Raw genomic sequence first — 24,297 nt, 5'->3', positions numbered from 1 at the left:
TGATGTGAGGGTTTTAGCGGGATAATCGACCAATGTTCAAAATTATTAATGATCTTTGATTGGACAAAAAATCAGACTACCGTTAAGTAGTCCGATTTAAATGATATTAACAAATCGATGGAAATAGGGGAATTACACCAATTTCGCTTGCTCTTCGATAAGTTTATCCACCACACTTGGGTCGGCTAGAGTCGAGGTGTCACCTAAGTTACCGGTGTCGCCGGTGGCAATTTTACGCAGAATTCGACGCATAATTTTACCGGAACGCGTTTTTGGTAATGAATCGGTCCAGTGCAATACATCGGGCGTGGCGATTGGACCAATCTCTTTTCGTACCCAATCTTTGACTTCCTTATGCAATTCAGCCGATGGGAACTCGCCATCATTTAAGGTGATATAAGCGTATATGGCTTGGCCTTTAATGTCGTGGGGAACACCAACTATTGCCGCTTCAGCAATTTTATCAAACGCCACTAATGCCGATTCAATTTCAGCGGTCCCCATTCGGTGACCAGAGACGTTAAGTACATCATCGACACGGCCAGTGATCCAATAATAACCATCTTCATCACGACGAGCACCATCACCTGTGGTGTACATGCCTTTAAAGGTCGAGAAGTAAGTTTGCTCAAAACGCTCATGATCGCCATAAATGGTACGCATTTGTCCCGGCCATGAATCGGTGATCACCAAGTTACCTTCGGCTGCACCTTCAATAATATTGCCTTCGTTATCCACCAATGCCGGTTGCACGCCAAAGAATGGTCGCGTCGCTGAACCTGGTTTTAGATCGGTGGCACCTGGTAGTGGTGAAATTAATACCCCACCGGTTTCGGTTTGCCACCAAGTATCGACAATAGGGCAGCGCTCATCACCAATGGTTTTGTAGTACCACTCCCAGGCTTCTGGATTAATCGGTTCACCCACCGAACCCATAATACGTAAACTTGAACGATCGGTGCCTTTAATCGCTTCATCGCCTTTTGCCATTAAAGCGCGAATGGCAGTAGGAGCGGTGTAAAGAATATTCACTTGATGCTTATCGACCACTTCGCTCATGCGACTGGTGTGTGGGTAGTTTGGCACCCCTTCAAATAAAATGGTTTTAGCACCATTGGCCAGTGGGCCGTAGACTAAGTAAGTATGACCGGTGATCCAACCGACATCGGCAGTACACCAGAACACTTCGCCTTCTTGGTAATCAAATACATATTTAAAAGTCATAGTGGCATACACAAGATAGCCGCCAGTGGTGTGTAATACCCCTTTGGGTTTGCCCGTTGAGCCTGAAGTGTAAAGAATAAATAGCGGATCTTCTGCGTTCATCGCTTCAGGTTCGCATACTGGCGAGGCTTGTTCGGTTGCTTCATGCCACCAAACGTCACGCTCGCTATTCCATTCAACTTCGCCACCGGTGCGTTTAAATACCACCACACTACGCACATTAGTATCAGGATTGTTTAATGCCGCATCTACGTTGGCTTTAAGTGGCACCGCGCGGCCACCACGAACGCCTTCATCGGCGGTGATCACCACTTGAGAGTTTGAGTCAATAATACGACCCGAAAGCGCTTCAGGAGAGAAGCCACCAAATACCACGGTATGAATGGCGCCAATACGCGTACAAGCCAGCATTGCGACGGCCGCTTCTGGCACCATTGGCATATACAGACAAACTACGTCGCCTTTCTTTACGCCTTGGGCTTTTAATACATTGGAAAAACGACACACTTTGTCATGCAGTTGATTAAAGGTGATCAGCTCATCATCATTGGGATCATCGCCTTCCCAAATAATGGCTACTTCATCGCCGCGTTCGGCTAAATGACGATCAATACAGTTCGCCGAGACATTGAGTTTGCCATCTTCAAACCATTTTATCCCAACATTTCCCGGCTCGAATGAGGTGCTTTTCACTTGAGTGAAGGGTTCGATCCAATCTAGAATTTTGCCATGCTTGCCCCAAAAGCCTTGTGGGTCATTGACTGACTCTTGGTACATAGATAAGTAAGTGTCGCTATCTGCGTGAGTGGTCTTTTGGATATTGTCTTTGACCGGATGAATATGTACTTCACTCATGGTTCTCTCCTTGGATGAGTCAGACTGCTATTAAGTGGTTTCTTGTTTCTATGGGTTAACTTTCTGCTTATCCTCACCTTTCGACAATTAGACTTTAGGATTAGAAATTGAATTTATTGGTTTTTTTATGGCGGGAATCACACTAAATAAATCGAGATCAGGCTGATATTTAACGAACTTTGTTAATGAGCAACAAAAGGGCTGGGTTGAGAACCGTGAGTCAGACGTACATAAATCAGCGCCGCAGTGATGGTATCTTGCAATGCATCATGGCGTTGTTGCAACGGCAAATCGAGGTGGCGACAAATGGTATCTAAGCTTAAATCAAAATAGGCATTGGGTAATAATCGCTCCAAACGTTGATGATATAAATGGCTGACTTCGATTAATGTATTGGGCAATGGAAAACCTAAGTGCTTTTTACACGCGCGGTCTAAAATCGCCTTGTCGTAGCGAATATGATAGCCAACCAAAGGACGATTGCCGATAAAGGCGAGTAGGGCTTTAATGCCATCAATTTCATCATAGCCATTATTTAGATCATGGTGACGTAAATGATGGATCTTTATCGAACCTTGATCGAGAGATTGCGGCGCTTTAAGGCGAATATGAAACGGCTGGCTAGTGATGATCTTGTTGTCGATGATCTTAGTGGCGGCGATCGTCACCAACTCTGCTTGATCCGGATTTAAACTGGTGGTTTCACAGTCGAGCGAAATGTATTCCTTTAAGGCTGTGCTGCTGGGATGTTGAGGTCGGAAAAGATATTGGTATTCAGATCCTTTCAGCCGATAGAGCCAATATAGCCGTTGTAATGCGTTCACGACGTCTCCTTAATCACGGATCTGATAGTGATAACCGAGCCATTGTTTGAATTTTTTAACCGCATGCAAACTGTGGCGCAGTAAGTCTCGCTCGGTACGGTTCAGTTGTTTGGTGTCTAAAGTATTGTGATGATGATTGAGTTGCAGTTGTTGGGTGAGTCGCCACTTAATAAACAGTTTTAAGGCTTCGGATAAATTGTCTTTGGTCAGCTCAGCTAAAACGCCTTTTTGTTGCAGCTGCGTTAAGCGTGCAAAGGTGTTGGTGGCTGTAATGCCATGTTCAAGTGCTAAGGTACGAATGCCATGCACTATTGGGAAAATCCCTCCTTGTTTTATATCGAGCCCTTGTTTGTTTTGTTTTACCTGACCGAACAAGGTTAAAGGCACCGCAAAGCCGAGTGCGGGGCGGGCAAATTCCATTAACAATAATGGTTGTTGCTGCATGATGTGTTGTAAGTGGTGCTTGATGGGGGTGAGTAACTGACGATTGCCGGCAACCGCTAAGGCGTCTGCCATAATTGCCAAAGACATGACAGAACGTGCGGTATTGTGATCGGCCCATAAAGATAAACTTTGCTTCCATTCCAATTGAGATTTAACCCAATCAGGATTGCTGACCATCACTTTGCCCTTACACAATGGATAGCCTAGTTGCTGCAAAGTTTGACTGAAGGTTTCCATCAATGGCGCAAATTGGTGCCAGTGCAGGCCATCTTTAATAATTAACGCATTGTCTTGATCGGTTTTCAGGATTTGTTCGCCGCGACCTTCGGAGCCTAATACCAACAAACAACAATGATCATGTAGGTGTTTTGGCACAATCAGTTCAAAGGCTTTTTCAATAATATGTTCATTAAGAGCGGAAATTAATTCCATCATAAACACAGTGCGAATGCCGTTTTTATGTAAATTATTCACCAGTTCACGTTGTTGATGCGCCGCCAATGCCAACTCTTCAATGCTGGTGGCGTTGGCAATACGCAAGCTCAATACATGTGAGTGGGTTGAAAAGGCAGAAAGCACTTGAGTGAGATCGAGCATGCCGACTGCTTTGCTGCCGCACTTGACCATCAAACGCTTACAACGGTGGCGAGTCATGCGGATCATCGCATCAAACAGATATTCATCCTGTTCAATATCATGTACAGGGTAAGTGGCAATGGGGCCAACTTCGGAGCTTAAAGCATGCCCTTTAAGCGCAATGGCATGTAATAAATCGGTACGAGTAATAATGGCGTAATCGTCAGGGGCAAGCTCAATTAATGCCGCATCACAATTTTGCTGCTGCATCTCTAGGGTCACCTGTTGCAAAGAGGCGTGAGGTGGGAAGATCAATGGCGCTTGGTAAATCTGACTATCGACTTTGGTGAGAATAAATTCCGCTAGGTTTTGTTGCTGATGAGCACTGTCTAACAAAGATTGGCGCTTGGCTAAGTTGCTATCAAAATAAGCTGAAAAATCGGAATTTTTTTGATAAAACTCCTGAAAGACTGCGTGAGGTAATAAATAACACAGCGTATCTTCTAATGCCACATAACGATGTTTGGTTTTGCCATCCAGTTGCGCTCTAACATCAAATAGATCATCAGGGGTGTAATGGGCAAATACCTCTTTCCCTTGAGCGTCGGTTTCTTCTACCGCTCCTTTGATGACGATATGCAGTGTGTCACAAGGTTGGTTCGGCGCTAAAATCGTTTCATATTCGCGGAAATAAGCCACATCCAAATTTTGACGCAAGTGGGTTTGCTCACGCTGGGTTAAGCGATCGAATGGGGTCAGCGTCATATTGAATTTATCGGGCATATACTCTTCTTAATTGAAGCTACAGCTTCGTTGGCTGCGTTCATTCACCCCAATCGTTTAGGTGAACTAAACTCATGGGGCTTCATTTACTTGCCGCCTTGCTGAAACTCCAATTACTTTGAGTATTCTATCTAGGAATAAAATTTTAGTTAGCAAGCCGGTTTATGCTGAGTGTGGCGAAAAAGCCCGTTTATGGCTAGACGACTTTGGTCTATAAGCTTATTTTAATCCCTTGCTAAAGCATCAATTGGATCGAGCTTGGCTGCATTTTGTGCTGGCAAGAACCCGAATAAGACTCCGATCAACGTTGAGCATAAGAAAGCGGCAATAATTGAGTTGGTCGAATAGATCATTTGGAAACCCACGCCACTAGACTGCAAAGCAAAACCAATTAAATAAGCCAAGCCAATCCCGAGTACACCACCGCATAAACACACCAAAACGGCTTCAATTAAAAACTGCCGCAAGATGTCATTTTGCCGAGCACCGACCGCCATGCGTACCCCGATCTCCCGAGTTCGCTCTGTGACGGATACCAACATGATATTCATCACTCCAATGCCGCCGACGATCAATGAGATCACTGCAATAGCTGAAATCAATAACGTCATGGTCGAGGTGGTTTTCTCTATATTTTGTCGAATGGTATCGGTGTTTATGGTGAAAAAATCCTGCGTTCCATGGCGAAGTGCTAATAATGAAATAATACTTTGTTCCGCCGCATCACTGGCGACGTCTTGATTGAGTCGAATGCTGATGCTGCTTAAGTAAGTTTGTCCTAACATGCGTCCAGAGACGGTGGTGTAGGGCACCCAGACATTTAACGTATCACTAAGACCAAAAGCTTGATCTTTCGGCTGAGTCACACCAATGATGCGGACTGGCAATCGACCTAAGAAAATTACTTTGCCAATTGGGTCGGTACCATCAAACAGTTCTTGGCTGGTATTACTATCGATCACTGCTTCTTGGGCCAGTGTTTTGACGCTGTCTTCATCCCAAAATTGCCCTTGATCGAGTTGATAATCATAGACTCTAAAATAGGCTGGGCCGACTCCTTGTACATTGCCGGTGAGGGCTTGATTTCCAGCACGAATGGTGACCGAGGTACTCACGCTTGGAGTGACACTATCAATAAAAGGTAAGTTTTCTAGCGCTTTGGCATCGGATGCAGTTAAGGTGCGCACTCGGCCAGATCGTCTGTCGCCAAAGCCTTTGCCGGGTCGAACATCAATAGTGTTGGTACCTAACGAGGAAATATTTTGCAAAATTTGTTGTTGAGTGCCGGAGCCTAATGCCACCACAGATACCACCGAAGCAATACCAATAATAATCCCGAGCATGGTTAAAAAGGTACGTAAACGGTGGCTCGACATCGCAATTAATGCCATTTTGAGTGCTTCATTTATGCGATCAAGCATGGTGACAAAACGATTTTTATTAGCAGCGACTTTGGGTTCTAACTGCTTTTGTTCTATCTGTCGTTGTTGTTTATTGATGTAATCTTGAATGATCACACCATCTTTTAGTTCAATAATACGATCGGCAAATTGCGCGACATCCATATCGTGAGTAACCAAAATAATGGTGTGCCCATCGTGATGAAGTTCTTGTAACAATTGCATCATTTCTTTGCCGCTGTGACTGTCTAATGCGCCCGTAGGTTCATCAGCTAAAATTACATCGCCACCATTCATTAAGGCGCGCGCAACACTGACTCGTTGTTGTTGACCACCACTGAGTTGGCTCGGTTTATGATCCAGTCGAGTGCCTAATCCTAAACGAATGAGTAAATCTTTGGCGCGTTGTTGGCGAGAATGACGATCTTTACCAGCGTAAATAGCCGGAACTTCAACGTTGGCAATCGCATCGAGATCGCCTAATAAATGATAACGTTGAAAAATAAAACCAAAATGTTCGCGGCGCAAAGATGCAAGTTCATCGGCCTCCATTTGAGAAGTGTCTTGCCCATCAATAAAGTATTGCCCTTTCGACGGTTTATCCAAGCAGCCGAGAATGTTCATTAAGGTCGACTTGCCCGAGCCTGAAGCTCCGACAATCGCGACCATTTCACCGCGTTGAATTTCTAAATCAACATTTTTGAGTACGGTAAGATCTTGATCTCCGGCGGCAAAGCAGCGAGAAACGTCGGAAATATGCAATAACGCGTTAGTCATGCTTTATAACCTTACGCGAGATTTACGATCGGACGGAGAGGGGGCTCCTTTGGTCGCAATGCCTACTACTACGTCATCTCCCTCGTGTAATCCGGATAAGATTTGTGCATTAACTTTATTGTTTAACCCAACTTTGACTCTACGATGTTCGACTTTGCCATTGACCAAAACTGGCACTTGGTAGGCTTTGCCTTTTGGTCCTTTCTTTAATACTTGCGATGGGACTAATAAGGTATCTTTGGCTTGATTTAATACGATAGAAACTTGCGCGGTCATGCCAATCCGTAATACTCGCTTAGGGTTTTTGACATCAAATAAACCATTGAAATAAATCGCATCACTATCGGATATGGTGAGGTCGCTATCGTTACCATCCATTAAGGTTGGGCCGGGTTCTATATCTCGTAATGTGGCTCGATACTTTTGATCGGGGCGACCTAAAATAGTGAAGTAGACCGCTTGCCCTGGTTTGACATCAATAACGTCGGCCTCTGAAATTTGAGCTTTAATGGTCATGGTATCGAGTTGAGCCAGTTCAATAATAGTTGGAGTGGTTTGATTGGCGTTGACGGTTTGACCGGTTTCAACTGCGGTATACACCACAGTACCGTTGATCGGGGCATTGATGGTGGTGTAACCAAGATCGACTTTGCCAGTATCGACTTTAATTTTAGCTTGTTGTTTTTCCGCTTCGAGTTGTTTGGATTCGGCTTTATAAACGGCCAGAGTAGCTTGAGCAATATCATAATCGGACTTGGCGCTTGCTCTGGCGGCGAGCATACTTTTTTGTCGATTGAATTCAAGCTGTGCTTGGTAAATTTGTGCGTTTTTAGCTTCAATTTGGGCGTTAATACTATTGAGAGAGGCGAGGGATTCTTTTAGGTTGTTCTGTTGGGTTAAATCGTCAATTTGGGCGATTAAATCACCTTGTTGAACTTCATCGCCTAAATTAACGGCCAGGTTTTTGATTTGTCCTGACACCTGCGCACCGATATTGACGAGCTTAGAGGCTTGCAACATGCCATTGGCTAACACGGTTTGATCGATATCCCCTATATGGGCTTTGACCGTAGCGTAGTTTTGCAGCGGTTCACTGCTTTTTTTGCTGTACCAATAGGCGCTGCCGCAACCTGCGAGCATGATAAGTCCAATCAACCAGTATTTTTTCGGGATTTTTTTCACTGAGATATCCGTTTATGAATGCGACGCCAATTTTGTATGATTTTTAAGTATAAATACAATCAATGTAAATGTAGTGTTTGATTGCGTAAAAAAGCGTAAATTTTAGTATTTTCATGCACTCGTTAACATTTTGTTGATCTGTCTGGTGTGCATTAATTGTTCTTGCTAGGCATAATATTTCTTTTGTGTTTTAGGTCTGCTTTTTTATGTCTAAACCGTCTCCTTTTGCTTGGATTTCTCAATACTTTGGTGGTTTCTTTTTTGCTTATGGCGTGTATTTGCCATTCTGGGCATTATGGTTTGCTGATCAAGGAGTGTCTGCCAGTGATATTGGGTTACTCATCGGCATTGGTTTTGCCACTCGTTGCATTACTAACTTGGTGATCACTCCGCGTTTGCATAAGGTCGAGCATATTATGCCAGCCAAAGCTATGGGCGATATTAAAGCAATGGCCGGTGATTTAGTTCTTATTTCTGATTGCGTTAATTCAAGGTTCGCACGCGGCGTATTACAGTTTTAGCGCCATTTATTGGAAGCAATTAGGCATCTCTGAAGCGGTAGTCGGCTATCTGTGGAGTCTTTCGGTCGTGTCGGAAGTGCTGATGTTTGCTTTTGGCGGGCGTTTATTTGCCAATTGGAGTCTGCGAGCGATGTTTTTGCTGTCGTCTGTCGGGGTGATTGTACGTTGGAGTGGATTGGCGGTTAGCAGTGAGGTCGGCTTTTTAATCTTGTTCCAATTGTTGCATGGCGTGACGTTTGCGGTGGCGCACTTTGCCACTATCCGTTATATCCAACAAGCGGATGATAACCAAATGGTGCCACTACAAGCCTTGTATAATGCGATTCCATTAGGTGGTGTGATCGCGGCAATGACGGCATTCAGTGGTTGGGGTTTCCAATTATGGGATGGCGGGATTTTCTGGGTGATGGCCGCCATGGGAGTGGTCGCATTGTTTATCAAATTGGATGAACCAAAATCGCTAACCGCTGCACAAATTCCAGTGAAATAGATTGAGGCTTCAGATGTAACACTGCACAATTTAACCTTCATTATATCGAGTTTATATATTCGATAATCCGCATGGATAGCGGGATTTAGACCAATTAGAGACAAGGGAACTGCTATGCAAGGATGGATTGTTATTCCGGTATCGCTCGCCTATTTAGGGGTGCTGTTTTTGATCGCTTGGTATGGCGATCGACAAAAAAACTGGCTATCTAACTGGCGGCCTTGGATTTATAGTCTATCGATTGCGGTCTATTGTACCTCTTGGACTTTTTACGGCACGGTTGGTCAAGCCAGTGCCAATATGTGGTCATTCCTTCCCATTTACCTCGCGCCGATTGTAGTATTCACGCTAGGTTGGCGCATTCTGGCTCGTTTGATTTTAATTACCAAACGCGAGCATATTACCTCGATTGCCGACTTTATTGCCGCGCGATATGGTAAATCTCAAGGCTTAGCCATTACGGTCACTCTTATTGCAGTGGTCGGAATTCTGCCTTATATCGCACTGCAATTACGCGGCATCACCATGGGCTTAGATTTAGTTGCGCCTAATTTAATGGATATACTGGGTTATCAAGACCTGCAAGTGTCTTGGTTTGTGGTTGGGGTTATGGCGGTTTTTACCATTTTATTTGGTACTCGTCATATTGATAATACTGAGCATCATCGCGGCATTATGATGGCGGTGGCATTTGAGTCTCTGGTTAAGCTGGTGGCTTTTTTGCTGGTCGGTGTGTTTGTGGTGGTATTGATCTTCAACTCGCCAGATATTTCACTGCCAACTCTGGCTAAGCAATATTATCAGTCGCCCAATATTCCTACCATTGCGATCCACATGCTGCTGACCATGGCGGCGATCATCTGTTTACCACGTCAATTTCATACCACTATCGTTGAAAATGATCAGGCGCGAGATCTGCATACCGCTCGCCGGGTTTTTCCAATCTATTTATTTTTAATGGGCTTGTTTGTGTTACCGGTGGCGTGGGCGGGGCAATATTTTCTGCCTGGTACTAGCGCTGATGCCTATGTGATTAATTTGCCTTTAGGAGTCGATGTCCAAAGCATTGCATTATTAGCGTATTTAGGTGGAACGTCCGCGGCCAGCGGCATGGTGATCGTATCCACCATTGCGCTCACAATTATGGTATCGAATGACTTAGTTTGGCCGTTATTGTTGCGCCGTATGCGTTTGTCGAATGCCAAGCCGAAGCAAATATCAGGCCTCTTATTGAATGTGCGGCGCGGCCTGATTGCGTTGTTGTTGCTGGGGGCGTGGGGCTTTTATCAAGTATTGGATCGAGTCTCATCGTTGTCGGTGATTGGCCTGCTTTCATTTGCAGCGATTGCGCAATTTTCTCCTGCGGTATTGGGCGGAATGTATTGGCGTAAAGGCAACCGAAAAGGGGTATACGTCGGATTATTATTCGGTATGTTGGTGTGGCTTTCGACCTTAATGTTGCAAACTAATATGCTGGCCGGCAGTGAAAAAACCAACTTTTTATTATGGTTATTAAGCCCGCCACAATGGCTACAAAATCTGGATTTGAAAGCGTCAGATTGGGGTATGGCATTAAGCCTTATCGTCAATAGTGTGGCGTATGTATTGGTCTCTTTGCTCACGCGTTCGAGTTTAAGTGAGCGCTTACAAGCCGCTTCGTTTGTTGGAACGCCATTGCCAGAAAGTGAAGATGTTAGCTTGTACCAAAGCCGCGTCAGTGTGGCGGAACTTGAAATGCTCGCTTCGCGCTTCGTTGGACGCAAACGCGCCCGCCACGCGTTTCAATTATTTTGGAAGCAGCAACAACAAACGCTGCAACCGCAACAGCAAGCTTCGGCGCAATTAATTCGCCATACCGAGCGGGTATTGGCGGGGGTGTTTGGTGCGTCATCCTCTCGATTAGTGCTCACTTCTGCCTTGCAAGGGCGCAATATGCAATTGGAAGAAGTCGCCACTATCGTCGATGAAGCTTCCGAGTTGTACGATTTTAGCCGCGGTTTATTACAAGGTGCGATTGAGCATATTAGCCAAGGGATCGCGGTGGTGGATAAACAATTGCGCTTGGTGGCTTGGAATCAACGTTATCTTGAGCAGTTTGATTTTCCTCCTGGCTTAATCCAAGTGGGCCGACCGATCGCCGATGTGATCCGCCATAATGCTGAACAAGGATTATGCGGGCCGGGCGATCCTGAAATACATGTTCGTCGACGGGTTGAGCATTTAGAGCGCGGCACTAAGCACACGTCATCAAGAGTTCGAGAAGATGGTCAAGTAATTGAAGTGCAAGGTAATCCTATGCCAGGTGGTGGGTTTGTGATGAGTTTTTCTGATATCACCGCGTTTCGCCGCGCCGAGCAAGCCTTAAAAGAAGCGAATGAAACGTTAGAAGATCGAGTGCAAGAGCGTACTCGGGCATTAGAAAGCTTAAATACTCAATTAATTACTGCTAATCAAAGTGCCGAGCATGCATCGCAATCCAAAAGCCGCTTATTAGCCGCGGTGAGCCACGATTTAATGCAACCGCTTAATGCCGCTAGGTTGTTTGCTTCATCATTAACCGAAACTGCGCAAGAAGATAACACCAGAAAATTTTCTGCCCATATTGAGAGTGCATTGGGCGCCGCCGAAGATTTGATTGGTGATTTGCTCGATATCTCTAGGCTGGAATCTGGCAATGTACCGACCGAAATAAAAGCTTTTGCATTGCGCGAAGTGTTAGATAACCTTGATGCGGAATTTAGTGTGTTATCTGAGCAAAATAAGGTTGAGTTTAATCGTATTCCATCAACATTAGTGGTGAAATCAGATCCCAAATTGTTGCGGCGTATTTTGCAAAACTTATTAACTAATGCCTTCCGTTATAGTCAAAAAGAAGCCAGCCAAGCTAAGGTTTTACTTGGAATGCGTCGAATTCAACGTGACGGAAAAAATGCCCAAATAAGAATTGAGGTTTGGGATAACGGTATTGGCATTCCTTATGAGCAGCAAAGTGATATTTTTGAAGAGTTTACTCGGGTCGATCAAAACCGCGCCGACCAAGGTTTAGGCTTAGGCTTGGCCATTGCGCGAGGTATTGCTCGTTTGCTGGGTCATAAAATAGAATTACGCTCTTGGCCAAATAAAGGCACGGTATTTTCGGTAACTCTCGATGCTGCAGAGTTAGAGGAACAAGATGTGATGTCAGCCCCGATAATCCAACATGCACCACTGGCCAATATTAAGGTTTTATGTATTGATAATGAAGCTGAGATATTGCTAGGGATGCAGGCGCTACTGGAACGTTGGGGGTGCGAGGTCAAAACGGCGTTAAACTTACAGCAAACCTTGCAAGCGATGAAGAAAGACTGGTATCCCGAGGTGGTATTCTCTGATTATCATCTTGATAATGGTCGTACAGGGTTAGAAATATTGCAGCATTTGCGTAACCAATTGGGAGATGGCTTTGAAGGTGTTATCATAAGTGCCGACCGCTCCGATGAAGTGAGCCAGGCGATACAAGCTCAGGGTTTTCAGCTGTTAACTAAGCCTGTCAAACCATTAAAATTACGAGCTGTGTTAAATCGATTATAAAAAGAGTATTTATTATGGGTGAGTTTCAAACCAAACAAGGCGTCTTAGTCGAGATTTATCAAGGCATGGTTCGCCTTGCAATGGGCGGTTTAGTGGTTAGTAGTCAGGTTGATAAAGTGCAAGCACTGACGATTCAAAACGCTTATGATGGCGATAATCGTTTCTACCTTGCGGTGGATGAAGCCAATGTGTTTCTGTTTTTAGACAGCTTAAAAGAATTAGAAGACCTTGCCAAAGTGCTAGGTTTGGAAGTACAAAAAGCCTAGTTCCATTACGATGCGATAAATAGATAAATAAATAGCAAAAGCCCGAACCATGATGATTCGGGCTTTGTTGTATTTGATGCTCTAACAACCTATTTTCTTTAAGAACTGATGCTTAAAAACTTACGTTTAGCTTATGTTCTAAGTGCCTATGTTTAAGAATTAGGCTTAGTGCATCATATTGTATTAATGATCGTGTGCTTCACCGGCTCCTTTCGGGAAACGGATAGACTCAACCATGTCTTGTACATCTTTTGGTACTTCTGCGGTAAATTTATTCACCACAATCGAGACTACGAAGTTCAAACACATACCAAGCGTACCAATGCCTTCAGGGCTAATTCCGAAGAACCAGTTATCCGGCGTGCTTGCGGCTGGGTTAATAAACTTAAAGTAAATAATGTAGGCAGCGGTAAAGATAATACCGACAACCATACCGGCAATCGCGCCTTCCTTGTTCATCTTCTTATAGAAAATACCTAAGATGATGGCAGGGAAGAAGGAGGCGGCGGCAAGTCCGAACGCGAAGGCAACCACCTGTGCCACAAAGCCTGGTGGGTTAATACCTAAGTAACCCGCTCCGACAATAGCAACCGCAGCGGCTATCCGCGCATACATCAGTTCCTCTTTATCGGTCATATTGGGTTTCAAGCCTTTCTTCAACAAGTCATGTGAAATCGAGGTTGAGATAACCAATAATAAACCTGCAGCGGTTGATAGCGCAGCGGCTAAGCCACCGGCAGCCAGTAATGCTACGACCCAGTTTGGCAGTTTCGCCAGTTCAGGAGAAGCTAATACAATGATATCGCGGTTAATGTTCATCTCATTACGTTCATCGCCAGAGTAGAACATCTTGCCATCACCGTTTTTATCTTCCCAAGACACTAACCCTGTGCTTTCCCAGTTCTGATACCAGCTTGGAGCATTTTCTGCCGTAACACCTTTAAGATCAGGGCCATTAATGGTTTCAATCAGGTTAACACGAGCAAATGACGCAACAGCAGGGGCTGTGGTGTAAAGTAGAGAAATAAACAGTAACGCCCAACCGGCTGAAATTCGTGCATCTTTTACGCGAGGAACGGTAAAGAAGCGAATAATAACGTGCGGTAAACCAGCAGTACCCACCATAAGAGCGGCAGTAATAAAGAATACATCAACCGTGCTTTTCGAGCCGTCAATATAGGAATTAAAACCGAGTTCTTGAGTTAAACCTTCAAGTTTATCCATCAAGTAGACATCGGAACCTGAAATGGTTGAACCCATACCTATTTGTGGAAATACGCTGCCTGTCATCATAATGGAAGTGAAAACGGCTGGAACCAGGAACGCAAAAATAAGTACACAGAATTGAGCAACTTGGGTATAGGTAATGCCTTTCATGCCGCCAAGAACCGCATAGAAGAACACAATTGCCATACCAATGATGATACCAAGGTTAATATCCACCTCTAAGAAACGAGAGAATACCACGCCTACACCACGCATTTGACCCGCTACATACGTAAAGGATACGAAGATGGCACAGAAGATAGCCACCATGCGAGCGGTACTTGAGTAGTAACGATCACCAATGAAATCAGGCACAGTAAATTTGCCGAATTTTCGGAGGTATGGGGCTAAACATAATGCCAGCAGTACATAACCGCCAGTCCAACCCATTAGGTAAACCGAACCGTCGTAACCGGCAAATGAGATAATACCCGCCATTGAAATAAATGATGCTGCTGACATCCAATCGGCTGCGGTGGCCATACCATTCGCGACAGGGTGGACACCACCACCTGCAACATAAAACTCACTGGTTGATCCGGCGCGAGCCCAAATGGCGATACCGATATATAAAGTAAAAGTAATACCGACGAGAATAAACGTCCACGTTTGGATTTCCATATCTTATGCTCCCTTAGTCTTCCTGAACGTTGTATTTTTTATCTAACGCATTCATACGCGCTACATACACGAAGATCAGCACCACAAAGGTATAAATCGACCCCTGCTGAGCAAACCAGAACCCTAATTTGAAACCGGCAAATTGGATGGTATTGAGTGCATCGACAAATAAAATGCCAGCACAATAAGACACCACAAACCAAATCGTCAGTAGTGTCGCCATGATCCCTAGATTTTCTTTCCAGTAAGCTTGGGCATGTGTGTCTGATTCAAACGCCATAGCCGCTCTCCTTTTGTTTTGCTTATTGATTCACTACAGATGCAGTGATCGGATTTATTAAATATGGGTGAAGAAATTTGTTAATAAAAAGTTACAACAAAACAATAGCAGTGCTGGGGGAGTGCGGCTTTTCAACTTTAGTCGGGCAATAAAAGGTGAGCTATAAGACGTTGAGGGCATTTTTGTGAAGTGGGTTGGAATAATTTAGCCTAGCTCGAAAAGGAAGCTAGGCTAAGGTCTAATGCTATTAGGCTAAGGTCTAAGGTGTGAAAAGGCAGAATTTTGTGTGTGAGGGGAATTAATTCTGCGTTTCAAGTTGTTGCAATAAGATCACCGCTTGAGTTCGGTTTTTAACATCGAGCTTGCGGAAGATAGCCGTCATGTGCGCTTTAATTGTGGCTTCCGAGACATTAAGCTCATAAGCAATTTGTTTATTTAACAGTCCATCAGATAACATCCCGAGCACTTTATATTGCTGCGGAGTAAGCGCCGCCAGTTTTTGGCTTAAGTTATTGCACGCTTCGTTATTTTGAATAAGGCCTTCAGGAAAGAAAGGGTCGCCATTGAGCACTTGATTAAGCGCGCGATTAAGCTCACGCATATCACTCGACTTTGGTATAAAGCCGAAAGCACCGTGGCTTTTTACTTGGCTCACTACACTCGACTCTTCACTGGCAGAAATGACAACAATCGGCATATCAGGGTATTCCGATCGCAATTGGATCAGGCCCGACATGCCATTCGAACCGGGCATTTTTAAATCTAATAATAATAGATCGGGCTCATCGACTTTTTTAAGTAGTGTGAGCAAGGCGTCGAGTGAATCCGCTTCAAATAAGTTAGCACCACTGATCGCCATGTGAATTGACTGAAATAGTGCATTGCGAAAAAGCGGGTGATCATCGGCGATGACGATATTGTATGTCGAATCCATGACAGACATTCCATTTACTGTTTGTTAACAATAAATTCATTATCTGCGTGTTTATCGCTGCACTCAACTGGCTATGTGCAAAAACCTGAAGCATATCCGACTTTTGTCTATATTTAATACAGAATTGCACCGCCTAGTTGCTAGAATTGTGAGTTGCTAGAGCTAGGGTTGCTAGAAAGTAAAAGTTAATGGTTAGGCGCTAAGCCATTCTTGGTTAAGTGGCTAAGAAAATTGGCCGCATCCATAAACCCAGTAATGCGCGCGCTAGTCACATGCTTGCCTTGCGCATCCCAAAACTCAATCGTCGGCAGGCCAAGCACTTTCATTTTTTCCATTAAGGCAATATCTTGCGGATTAGCATTAGTCACATCGGCTTGTAATAGCACCATGTTTTGCAGCTTGGCGGCCACTTGTGGGTTATGAAAGGTGTATTTCTCAAACTCTTTACATGCCACGCACCAATCGGCGTAATAATCAAACATCACCGGTTTACCCGCTTGTTTTGCCAGTAACAATTGTTGGTCGAGATCTGCCACGGTATGAATGCGAACAAACTCGACTTGCACCTTATCTTGTTGTTGGCTTACGGTATTGCCCAGCGGATTAAAACCAAACGCTTGTAAGCCAGTAATAAAGGCGAGCATTAAACCCAGCATCGCAATAATACTGGTGATGCTTTGTGCCCAAGAGCCGGCTTTAATGAATTGACGGATATGGTATAGCCAAGTAAACGCGACTAACCCCAATCCTGACCAAAGCAATTCAACCCAAAATACTGGCAGAATGCGTTCGAGTAAGAAAATCGGCGCGGCCAGTAAAATAAAGCCAAATAGCATCTTAACTTTATTCATCCATTCACCGGCTTTCGGCAATAGTTTATTACCAAACACCGCCACACAAATCAGTGGGATCCCCATGCCAATCGCCAACGCATACAAGGCAATTGCACCTGTGATTAAATCGCCACTTTGCGCCACATAAAGCAGAGCGCCAGACAGTGGTGCAGTCGTGCAAGGCGAGCACACTAAGCCAGAAATAATGCCCATCGCAAATACCCCGATGAGGTTGCCGCCTTGTTGTTTATTACTTTGTTCATTGAGCCAAGTTTGCATCCGGCTAGGCAGTTGAATGGTGTAAACCCCAAACATCGACATAGCAAGCAGCACAAATAACACACTTAACCCGATCAATACCGCAGGAGCTTGTAGCGCCGCTTGAAACTGCACCCCAAGTGAGGCCACCACTAAGCCAAGCAGCATGTAAGTGAGTGCCATACCTTGCACATACACAAACGATAATTTAAACGCTTTGCCAGCCGAAAGTTTGCCGCCACCTAAAACAATGCCAGTTAAAATTGGGTACATTGGCAGCACGCAAGGGGTAAAGGCCAGCCCTATGCCTAATGCTAAAAATAAGAAAGGTGTCCACCAATGTTGTGATAATTGCGCCGCAATACCGGCATCTTCAGAATGATTGGCTGCTGGTTGAGTCGTTACGGGTTGATTTACGACTGACTGAGTTGATAATGTTTGAGTTGCTGAAGCTTGGGTTTGCTCTGAATGAGCGTTCGCAGTCTGATTATTTGTAGTTTGATTAGTATTCAGTGCATCGAGCGGGATGACGCGCGTTTCGGGTGGATAACAAAATCCAGTGGTGGCACAGCCTTGATATTGCACGATCAGCTGACCTTTATCACCGACTTGTTGTAGTGGGATCTCAACGCTAACGGGTTGTTTAAATACATGCACATCACCAAAAAACTCATCATGGTGAAACTCACCTTCAGGCATGATCGCATCGGCAATTTTTGCGTCTTTAGTGCTAAACGAGAAACGCTCTTTATATAAGTAATAGCCATCTTTGATCTGCCAATCGAGCTTAACCTTATTGCCTTGTTGAATAAAATTAAAAGGGAAAGCTTGGTCAACCGGCACAAAACGATGATCATTCGCGGGCGCTGCAGAAAAGGCGGCTAAAGGTGCATCGACCGAATCAAAATTAGCGGCGAGGCTGGACGTGCTCAGCAATAAGGTGAGTAGGCTGGTAAAAAATAGCGAAACCGCGCGCAAAGAAAACATAAAAGGTAATTATTCCATTAAAAGTGATGTTTTTATTTCATTCGATAATCTATCAACTTGAACATGCCGAAAAACGCTATTCCATCCATGGGCGCTTGAGAAAAGAGCCTCTGCGCTCTTTGTCACTTTTCTTTATGCTCAATATTGAGAGCTCATATTATGACTCAATTAATATTGTTAATGACTCTGACCACAGTTAAGCGAATTGGTTGCCAGTGGTGAGTTTTGATATGGCAAGAAGTATATCAGAAGAGGCGAAGCGGGTTGAATGACAAGTGTGACAAAACGAAAAAAAGGCTTCCTTCTCTATGCTAACGAATGACATCGCAGATAAGAGAAAGGTCGCCTTTTGATTAAGGGAGCGCTTATCTCGCTTAATTAAAGCTGCCACATAACTCGGCAGCTCCGATTAAGGTCGATGAATCTGAAACGGTTACGAGAACTGATTCATGGTGTTGTTTTCACCCGAGGCTTTCAGCGCTTGGTCGCCTGAGAAGTACTCTTTGTGATCATCACCAATGTTTGAACCCGACATATCTTGGTGTTTAACCGAAGCCAAACCTTGACGTAATTCTTTACGCTGAACACCGGCCACATAAGCCAACATGCCTTGCTCACCAAAGTAGTCTTTGGCCAAGTTATCCGTTGAAAGCGCCGCTGTATGGTAAGTCGGCAGTGTGATCAAGTGATGGAAAATACCCGCTTGCGCTGCAGCATCACGTTGGAAGCTTTGGATTTTCGCATCCGCTTCTAGTGCCAATTCCGAACCATCGTATACTTGATTCATTAGTTGCGCGCGGTCGTAGGTTGATACGTCCTTGCCGGACTCTGCCCAAACATCAAATACTTGCTGACGGAAGTTAAGCGTCCAGTTAAATGATGGACTGTTGTTGTAAACCAGTTTGGCATTGGGAATAACCTCACGAATACGATTCACCATGCCTGCAATTTGTTCAACATGCGGCTTCTCGGTTTCAATCCACAATAGATCGGCGCCGTTTTGTAGCGAAGTAATACAATCTAGTACCACGCGGTCTTCACCCGTATCCGGCTTGAAGCGAATTAAACCATTGGCTAGGCGAGTAGGTTTGATCACGGCATCACCTTGTTTTAAGACCATGTCACCAGATTCAAGCTCAGCGAGAGAAGTGATTTCTACCCCATCAATGTAGGCGTTGTATTGGTCTGAAAGATCGCCTGCCGTTTGAGATACTGGGATTTTTTGGGTTAGCCCCGCGCCCAATGAATCGGTACGCGCCACGATAACCCCATCTTCAACGCCCATTTCTAGGAACGCGTAACGAACCGCATTAATTTTCGCTAGGAAGTCTTCATGTGGCACCGTTACTTTGCCGTCTTGGTGACCACATTGCTTAGCATCCGACACTTGGTTCTCAATTTGAATACAACATGCGCCCGCTTCAATCATCTTCTTGGCCAGTAAATAAGTCGCTTCTTCGTTACCAAAACCGGCATCGATATCGGCAATAATTGGCACTACATGAGTTTCAAAGTTGTCGATTTGCTTTTGTACCGCTTGGATTTTGATGTCATCGCCTGAGTCTTTAGCGGCATCTAACTCTTTAAATAGATGATTTAATTCACGCGCATCGGCTTGTTTTAAGAAGGTGTACAGCTCTTCAATCAGCATAGGTACGGTGGTTTTCTCATGCATGGATTGGTCTGGCAGTGGACCAAACTCAGAGCGCATTGCTGCCACCATCCAACCAGAAAGGTATAAGTAACGACCGCGAGTGGTCTCAAAGTGCTTCTTAATTGAAATCATTTTTTGTTGGCCGATAAAACCATGCCAGCAACCTAAAGACTGAGTGTAATTGGCCGAATCTTTATCATAAGCATCCATGTCTTCGCGCATGATTTTTGCGGTATAACGTGCAATATCTAAACCGGTTTTAAAGCGATTTTGCAGACGCATACGAGCCACATATTCTGGGGTGATGGCACTCCAAGTGCTGCCTTGTTTTTCAATCATAGTCGCAGCATCAGAAAGCTGTTGTTTGTAGCTGTTTTGAGAGGTTGTATTTGGCATAGTGAATCCCTTCTTATTTGGCTGTAAGTGTTGTTATTGGATTTAAAAGTTTTTTATTTTGTTCTTTGTTCTTTGTTCTTTGTTCTTTGTTCTTTGTTCTTTGTTCTTTGTTCTTTGTATTTTGTTTCGTTATTGATTTTTTACCCATCCTCGATATTGATGCAGCAGCGGTTCGGTGTAGCCACTTGGTTGATTACGGCCTTGGAAAATCAACTCTCTTGCGGCTTGAAACGCTAAGCTTTGTTCAATTTGTGGCAACATAGGTTGATAACCTTCCGAGCCTGCATTTTGGGTGTCGACCACTTGCGCCATTTTGTGCATGCTGTCCATTACTTGCTCTGGGCGACAGATGCGGTGCAATAACCAGTTGGCAATATGTTGGCTAGAGATACGCAATGTGGCGCGGTCTTCCATTAGTTCGACGTTATTGATATCCGGCACTTTTGAGCAACCAATTCCCATTTCTACCCAGCGAACCACATAGCCTAAAATACCTTGAATATTGTTATCTAACTCGGCTTCAATTTGCGCTTGAGTCAGTTCATTTTCAGCTAATAATTCAAGCTGCAATAAATCCCCAATGTTTGCTGCTGGACGTTGACTAATGCTCTCTTGTTGTTCAAAAACATTGACTTGATGGTAATGAATCGCATGTAAGGTTGCCGCTGTCGGAGACGGTACCCAAGCGGTATTGGCTCCGGATTGTGGGTGAGCAATTTTGTCCGCCATCATGGCTTTCATTTCTTCTGGCATTGCCCACATGCCTTTACCAATTTGTGCTTTGCCGGCAAAACCACAAGCCAGACCCACTTCGACGTTGTTATTTTCATAAGCACCGATCCAAGCTTGATGTTTGATCTCGCCTTTGGGTTTAAATGCGCCGGCTTGCATGCTGGTGTGAATTTCATCACCAGTGCGGTCAAGAAAACCAGTGTTAATAAAGACCACCCGAGATTGCGCCGCGCGGATACATTCTTTTAAGTTAACCGTGGTGCGACGTTCTTCATCCATAATCCCCATTTTGATGGTGTTCGGCGCTAAATCAAGCATGTTCTCGACACGTTCAAATATCTCATTGCTGAATGCCACTTCTTCAGGGCCGTGCATTTTTGGTTTCACAATGTAGATGCTGCCAGTGCGACTGTTGGTTACGCGACACGCTTGAGGGTTATGGATTTCAATTGAGGCGATCAATGAGGTGATCACGGCATCAATCAAACCTTCCGGCATATTTTGTGCGTGTTGATCTTGCATTAAATCGCTGGTCATCAAGTGGCCGACGTTACGTACCATCAATAGTGAACGACCATGTAAGTTGTAGTCATCGCCATTTTTATGGGTATAACTACGGTCGCAATTAAGGCGGCGAATTTGCGTTTGATTACCTTTATCAATAGTGGCGGTGAGGTTACCGGTGATCAAACCAAACCAATTTTGGTAGGCTTCAATTTTGTCTTGGCTATCAACCGCAGCCACAGAATCTTCAAAATCCATAATGGTTGAAAGCGCCGATTCCAATTGAATATCATCTAAACCGGCGATGTCGTGCTGACCAATCGCGCCTTTACGGTTAATAATTAATTCAATATGCAAACCATTGTTTTTCAATACGATTGATGTTGGTTCTACATCTGGGTTACTCGATGCCACGAACTGACATGGTTGAGCCAAACCCGATTGGCTGCCATCGGGGAATGTGGCTAAAAGGTGATGAAAATAGACCGAATAGCTTTGAACGTCGTGATGTGAACCTTCTTTTAATGGGAAGTTGTCATCTAAAAACGTTTTGGCCAAAGCAATCACATGCTTACCACGAGCAGGGTTGTATTTTTTGCCTGCTTTTAGGCCATCACATTGTTGAATTAAATCAGAACCATAAGCTGCATCGTATAAACTGCCCCAGCGAGCGTTGGCCGCGTTTAAGGCAAAACGTGCGTTTTTAATTGGAACCACTAATTGCGGTCCAGCCATGCTTGAAATTTCTTGATCGACATTGCTGGTGGTGATTTGGAAATCATCGCCTTGCTCAACCAAGTAACCAATTTCACGCAAAAACGCTTGGTATTGAGCGGAATTCAATTTGTTTGGATTGGCTTGATGCCATTGATCGATTTGCTGCTGTAGTGATTCACGCTTGGCCAATAGTGCATTGTTTTTGGGTGCTAAATCAGTCAGCAATTGGCTGAAGTCGTGCCAAAATTTATCTTGGTTAAGTCCGGTTAACGGCAATACTTCTTGATTGACGAATTGAACTAAGCCGGCATTGATCTTGTGTGCGATCGATGACGTGGTGGTGTTACCGGTTTGTGTGTCTAGGTTTTGAGCTAAGTTCATAATCAGTCCCTCGTATTGCGTTTTTTAATTTGATATCAGTTTGAAAGTTGTCCGTTTCGTGACTGTAGTCTTAAAACTGACTATCAAATGATGTTTTCCTATCCTGTGACTAAAAGAATAACGTTAAATTAACTAAAATTTCACAAAGAAAATTACACAGTGTAAATTTTACAAAAAATTCACAAGGGAGCGATCACGGATGAAGGCGCAAAACTCACTCAATCGACAGTCTCATTTTTTGGGAACCAAAGTACGCAATCTTAGGAAGCGTAACGGCTTAACGTTGGAAGATTTATCGGCAAGGTGTGTCAAAGTCGATGCTGAAGATGCCCCTTCTGTTTCTTATCTTTCGATGATCGAACGCGGTAAAAGAGTGCCGAGTGAAGCGATGTTGGATGTGATCGCGCAGGTATTTCAAAAGCCATTACACTGGTTTTTAGACGATGCCAGTGAAGAAGAAGAGTTGAAACCAGAGAAAGGCTCTCGCGGTGGTATTAATGGCATGGTGCTTGAGCCAAGTTTTTTGTTTTCCAATGATATTTTGCAAATTGCGATACCCGAAATGCTGTCTCAAACTGGCACTTCTGGTCATCAATTTGCCCATTTACTTATTCGTGCTCACCAAGAGCATCATCAAAATCATTTTCCCGATCTTGAAAAAGCAGCCGAAAAAGTGGGTCAAAAGAGAATGCCGTTGTCGGTCGATGATCTGCTTGATATCTGTAAAGACGTCGGGGTGAAAATTAAATGGTTTGATGAACCGTCGCAAGATGTGGTGGATAAAGCCGGAGTCAAATCGAAACATATTGTGCGTTCGTATTCAGAAGCGCCGAGTGTGGTGCGGATCAATAAAGCGTTAAAAGCCACGCCAGAAAAGCTGAAATACGATCTGGCGGTGCATATTGGGCATAAAGTGCTGCATAACAGCGATGGTGAAAAAAATATTATCGCCTCTGATAATCGTAATTTATCCAGTTTAAAACGCGACGATCAAACCGCGCGCGATTCGCTTAATTTAGATTCTCAACATATTTTACAAGCTTGGCGTGATTTCGAATGTTCGTTTTTTGCTGGTGCTTTGCTGTGCCCTAAAGTGCCATTTCGTCAATTACTTGATCGCCATGGTTATGAGATCAGCGTCAGCAAATTGATTGGGGTGTCGGAATCGGTGGTAATGCGGCGCATGACTGCGGTGTCGTCGTATCCCCATTGGCATTATTTTGATGCGTACAATCCGGGCAAACTCAAAGCGGTGTACCGAGGTAATGGCATTCCGCTGCCGTGGGGCAATATGCGTATGGTGGAAGATCCGTGTCAGCATTGGGCGGTATTTCGCATGATCGGCATTCCTGGAAATACCCCTGTGGCGCAAATTTCGGTGCTCAATCAAGATGGGGTGCCGCATATTTATTGCTGTGAATCGGTTAAAGTGAAAGATATGGCGGGTAATTACCATGTGTTGTGTAGTGGGATTGATTTAAACCCGGCGCTAGAAGCACAAGGTGAGAATGCGGTTGAGATCGCCACCGCGCTGCAAAAAGAATGTGTTCGTCGTGGCGGTCAAGCCGAGATCCCGAATGCGATTAAACAACACTTATTAACCGTTGCCAGAATACTCAATATTAATTGGATTGAACGTGGTATCGACAATGGTGCGCGGGTGATTTGTTCGCGCGGAGGCATGTGCCCAAGACAACCCACCTGCTATACCGAGAAAGCAGAAAATAGGGGCTCGGAAGTTAGGATCCCAACGGCACAATAAAGTTCGGCATTAATTAAGCTCTACAGTAATAAATGTCAGGTTCTGCTTCGATTACTAATC

The 24,297-nt window shown here is 44.4% G+C and carries 14 protein-coding genes and 1 pseudogene; 4 read left to right on the top strand and 11 right to left on the bottom strand.

Going from position 1 to position 24,297, the window contains the following annotated elements:
• Positions 1 to 132: 132 nt before the first annotated feature.
• The 5 genes from acs to HC723_RS04950 all read right to left on the bottom strand — a co-directional run bounded on the left by acs (position 133) and on the right by HC723_RS04950 (position 8,023).
• Positions 133 to 2,079: an acetate--CoA ligase gene (gene acs, locus HC723_RS04970; protein ID WP_153445735.1), complete on the bottom strand. Its 1,947-nt coding sequence runs from the start codon at positions 2,077 to 2,079 to the stop codon at positions 133 to 135.
• Positions 2,080 to 2,261: 182 nt separating this feature from the next.
• On the bottom strand, positions 2,262 to 2,903 hold the full coding sequence (locus HC723_RS04965; protein ID WP_153445737.1) for a 3'-5' exonuclease: 642 nt from the start codon (positions 2,901 to 2,903) through the stop codon (positions 2,262 to 2,264).
• Between the two features lie 9 nt (positions 2,904 to 2,912).
• Positions 2,913 to 4,706 (bottom strand): DUF294 nucleotidyltransferase-like domain-containing protein, encoded by a 1,794-nt coding sequence (locus tag HC723_RS04960; RefSeq protein ID WP_190338398.1) that lies wholly within the window; start codon positions 4,704 to 4,706, stop codon positions 2,913 to 2,915.
• Positions 4,707 to 4,930: 224 nt separating this feature from the next.
• Positions 4,931 to 6,883, bottom strand: a complete 1,953-nt coding sequence (locus HC723_RS04955; RefSeq protein WP_190338397.1) for a MacB family efflux pump subunit — start codon at positions 6,881 to 6,883, stop codon at positions 4,931 to 4,933.
• A 3-nt stretch (positions 6,884 to 6,886) separates the two neighbouring features.
• Positions 6,887 to 8,023, bottom strand: coding sequence for an efflux RND transporter periplasmic adaptor subunit (locus HC723_RS04950; protein ID WP_190338419.1), 1,137 nt, complete (start codon positions 8,021 to 8,023; stop codon positions 6,887 to 6,889).
• 248 nt (positions 8,024 to 8,271) lie between these two features.
• Between HC723_RS04950 and HC723_RS04945 the strand changes: the two are divergent.
• The 3 genes and pseudogenes from HC723_RS04945 to HC723_RS04935 all read left to right on the top strand — a co-directional run bounded on the left by HC723_RS04945 (position 8,272) and on the right by HC723_RS04935 (position 12,912).
• Positions 8,272 to 9,076 (top strand): annotated as a pseudogene (locus tag HC723_RS04945) (MFS transporter).
• A gap of 114 nt (positions 9,077 to 9,190) precedes the next feature.
• Entirely contained in the window at positions 9,191 to 12,646 is a 3,456-nt protein-coding gene (locus HC723_RS04940) for a hybrid sensor histidine kinase/response regulator (protein ID WP_190338396.1), read from the top strand.
• A 14-nt stretch (positions 12,647 to 12,660) separates the two neighbouring features.
• Entirely contained in the window at positions 12,661 to 12,912 is a 252-nt protein-coding gene (locus HC723_RS04935) for a hypothetical protein (protein ID WP_153445746.1), read from the top strand.
• A 183-nt stretch (positions 12,913 to 13,095) separates the two neighbouring features.
• On the opposite strand, the gene HC723_RS04930 is transcribed toward HC723_RS04935, so the two are convergent.
• The 6 genes from HC723_RS04930 to HC723_RS04905 all read right to left on the bottom strand — a co-directional run bounded on the left by HC723_RS04930 (position 13,096) and on the right by HC723_RS04905 (position 22,475).
• A complete protein-coding gene (locus HC723_RS04930) occupies positions 13,096 to 14,799 on the bottom strand; it encodes a sodium:solute symporter family protein (RefSeq protein ID WP_153445748.1) in 1,704 nt (567 codons plus the stop codon).
• A gap of 13 nt (positions 14,800 to 14,812) precedes the next feature.
• Positions 14,813 to 15,079, bottom strand: coding sequence for a DUF4212 domain-containing protein (locus tag HC723_RS04925; protein WP_153445749.1), 267 nt, complete (start codon positions 15,077 to 15,079; stop codon positions 14,813 to 14,815).
• Positions 15,080 to 15,377: 298 nt separating this feature from the next.
• Positions 15,378 to 16,013: a response regulator transcription factor gene (locus tag HC723_RS04920; protein ID WP_153445751.1), complete on the bottom strand. Its 636-nt coding sequence runs from the start codon at positions 16,011 to 16,013 to the stop codon at positions 15,378 to 15,380.
• A 185-nt stretch (positions 16,014 to 16,198) separates the two neighbouring features.
• Complete coding sequence (locus HC723_RS04915) at positions 16,199 to 18,091, bottom strand: protein-disulfide reductase DsbD (RefSeq protein WP_190338395.1); 1,893 nt, start codon at positions 18,089 to 18,091, stop codon at positions 16,199 to 16,201.
• Between the two features lie 433 nt (positions 18,092 to 18,524).
• Positions 18,525 to 20,141, bottom strand: a complete 1,617-nt coding sequence (locus HC723_RS04910; RefSeq protein WP_153445755.1) for an isocitrate lyase — start codon at positions 20,139 to 20,141, stop codon at positions 18,525 to 18,527.
• A gap of 129 nt (positions 20,142 to 20,270) precedes the next feature.
• On the bottom strand, positions 20,271 to 22,475 hold the full coding sequence (locus HC723_RS04905; protein ID WP_153445757.1) for a malate synthase G: 2,205 nt from the start codon (positions 22,473 to 22,475) through the stop codon (positions 20,271 to 20,273).
• A 199-nt stretch (positions 22,476 to 22,674) separates the two neighbouring features.
• Between HC723_RS04905 and HC723_RS04900 the strand changes: the two genes are divergently transcribed.
• Positions 22,675 to 24,237 carry a DUF3612 domain-containing protein gene (locus HC723_RS04900; protein ID WP_190338394.1) on the top strand — a complete coding sequence of 521 codons (1,563 nt, stop codon included), beginning with the start codon at positions 22,675 to 22,677 and terminating at the stop codon, positions 24,235 to 24,237.
• The last annotated feature ends 60 nt before the right edge of the window (positions 24,238 to 24,297 follow it).

This window comes from Vibrio sp. S11_S32 (assembly GCF_014694465.1).
Lineage (GTDB): Bacteria > Pseudomonadota > Gammaproteobacteria > Enterobacterales > Vibrionaceae > Vibrio > Vibrio algicola.
The sequence above is the reverse complement of the archived record's forward strand: the minus strand, read 5'-3'. Positions and strand labels throughout refer to the sequence as shown.

What these genes read in the sequence shown, in the direction of transcription:
- acs (WP_153445735.1), bottom strand. Translation starts at nt 2,079, where the DNA reads ATGAGTGAAGTACATATTCATCCGGTCAAAGACAATATCCAAAAGACC.
- HC723_RS04960 (WP_190338398.1), bottom strand. Translation starts at nt 4,706, where the DNA reads ATGCCCGATAAATTCAATATGACGCTGACCCCATTCGATCGCTTAACC.
- HC723_RS04955 (WP_190338397.1), bottom strand. Translation starts at nt 6,883, where the DNA reads ATGACTAACGCGTTATTGCATATTTCCGACGTTTCTCGCTGCTTTGCC.
- HC723_RS04950 (WP_190338419.1), bottom strand. Translation starts at nt 8,023, where the DNA reads ATGCTCGCAGGTTGCGGCAGCGCCTATTGGTACAGCAAAAAAAGCAGT.
- HC723_RS04940 (WP_190338396.1), top strand. Translation starts at nt 9,191, where the DNA reads ATGCAAGGATGGATTGTTATTCCGGTATCGCTCGCCTATTTAGGGGTG.
- HC723_RS04935 (WP_153445746.1), top strand. Translation starts at nt 12,661, where the DNA reads ATGGGTGAGTTTCAAACCAAACAAGGCGTCTTAGTCGAGATTTATCAA.
- HC723_RS04930 (WP_153445748.1), bottom strand. Translation starts at nt 14,799, where the DNA reads ATGGAAATCCAAACGTGGACGTTTATTCTCGTCGGTATTACTTTTACT.
- HC723_RS04925 (WP_153445749.1), bottom strand. Translation starts at nt 15,079, where the DNA reads ATGGCGTTTGAATCAGACACACATGCCCAAGCTTACTGGAAAGAAAAT.
- HC723_RS04920 (WP_153445751.1), bottom strand. Translation starts at nt 16,013, where the DNA reads ATGGATTCGACATACAATATCGTCATCGCCGATGATCACCCGCTTTTT.
- HC723_RS04915 (WP_190338395.1), bottom strand. Translation starts at nt 18,091, where the DNA reads ATGTTTTCTTTGCGCGCGGTTTCGCTATTTTTTACCAGCCTACTCACC.
- HC723_RS04910 (WP_153445755.1), bottom strand. Translation starts at nt 20,141, where the DNA reads ATGCCAAATACAACCTCTCAAAACAGCTACAAACAACAGCTTTCTGAT.
- HC723_RS04905 (WP_153445757.1), bottom strand. Translation starts at nt 22,475, where the DNA reads ATGAACTTAGCTCAAAACCTAGACACACAAACCGGTAACACCACCACG.
- HC723_RS04900 (WP_190338394.1), top strand. Translation starts at nt 22,675, where the DNA reads ATGAAGGCGCAAAACTCACTCAATCGACAGTCTCATTTTTTGGGAACC.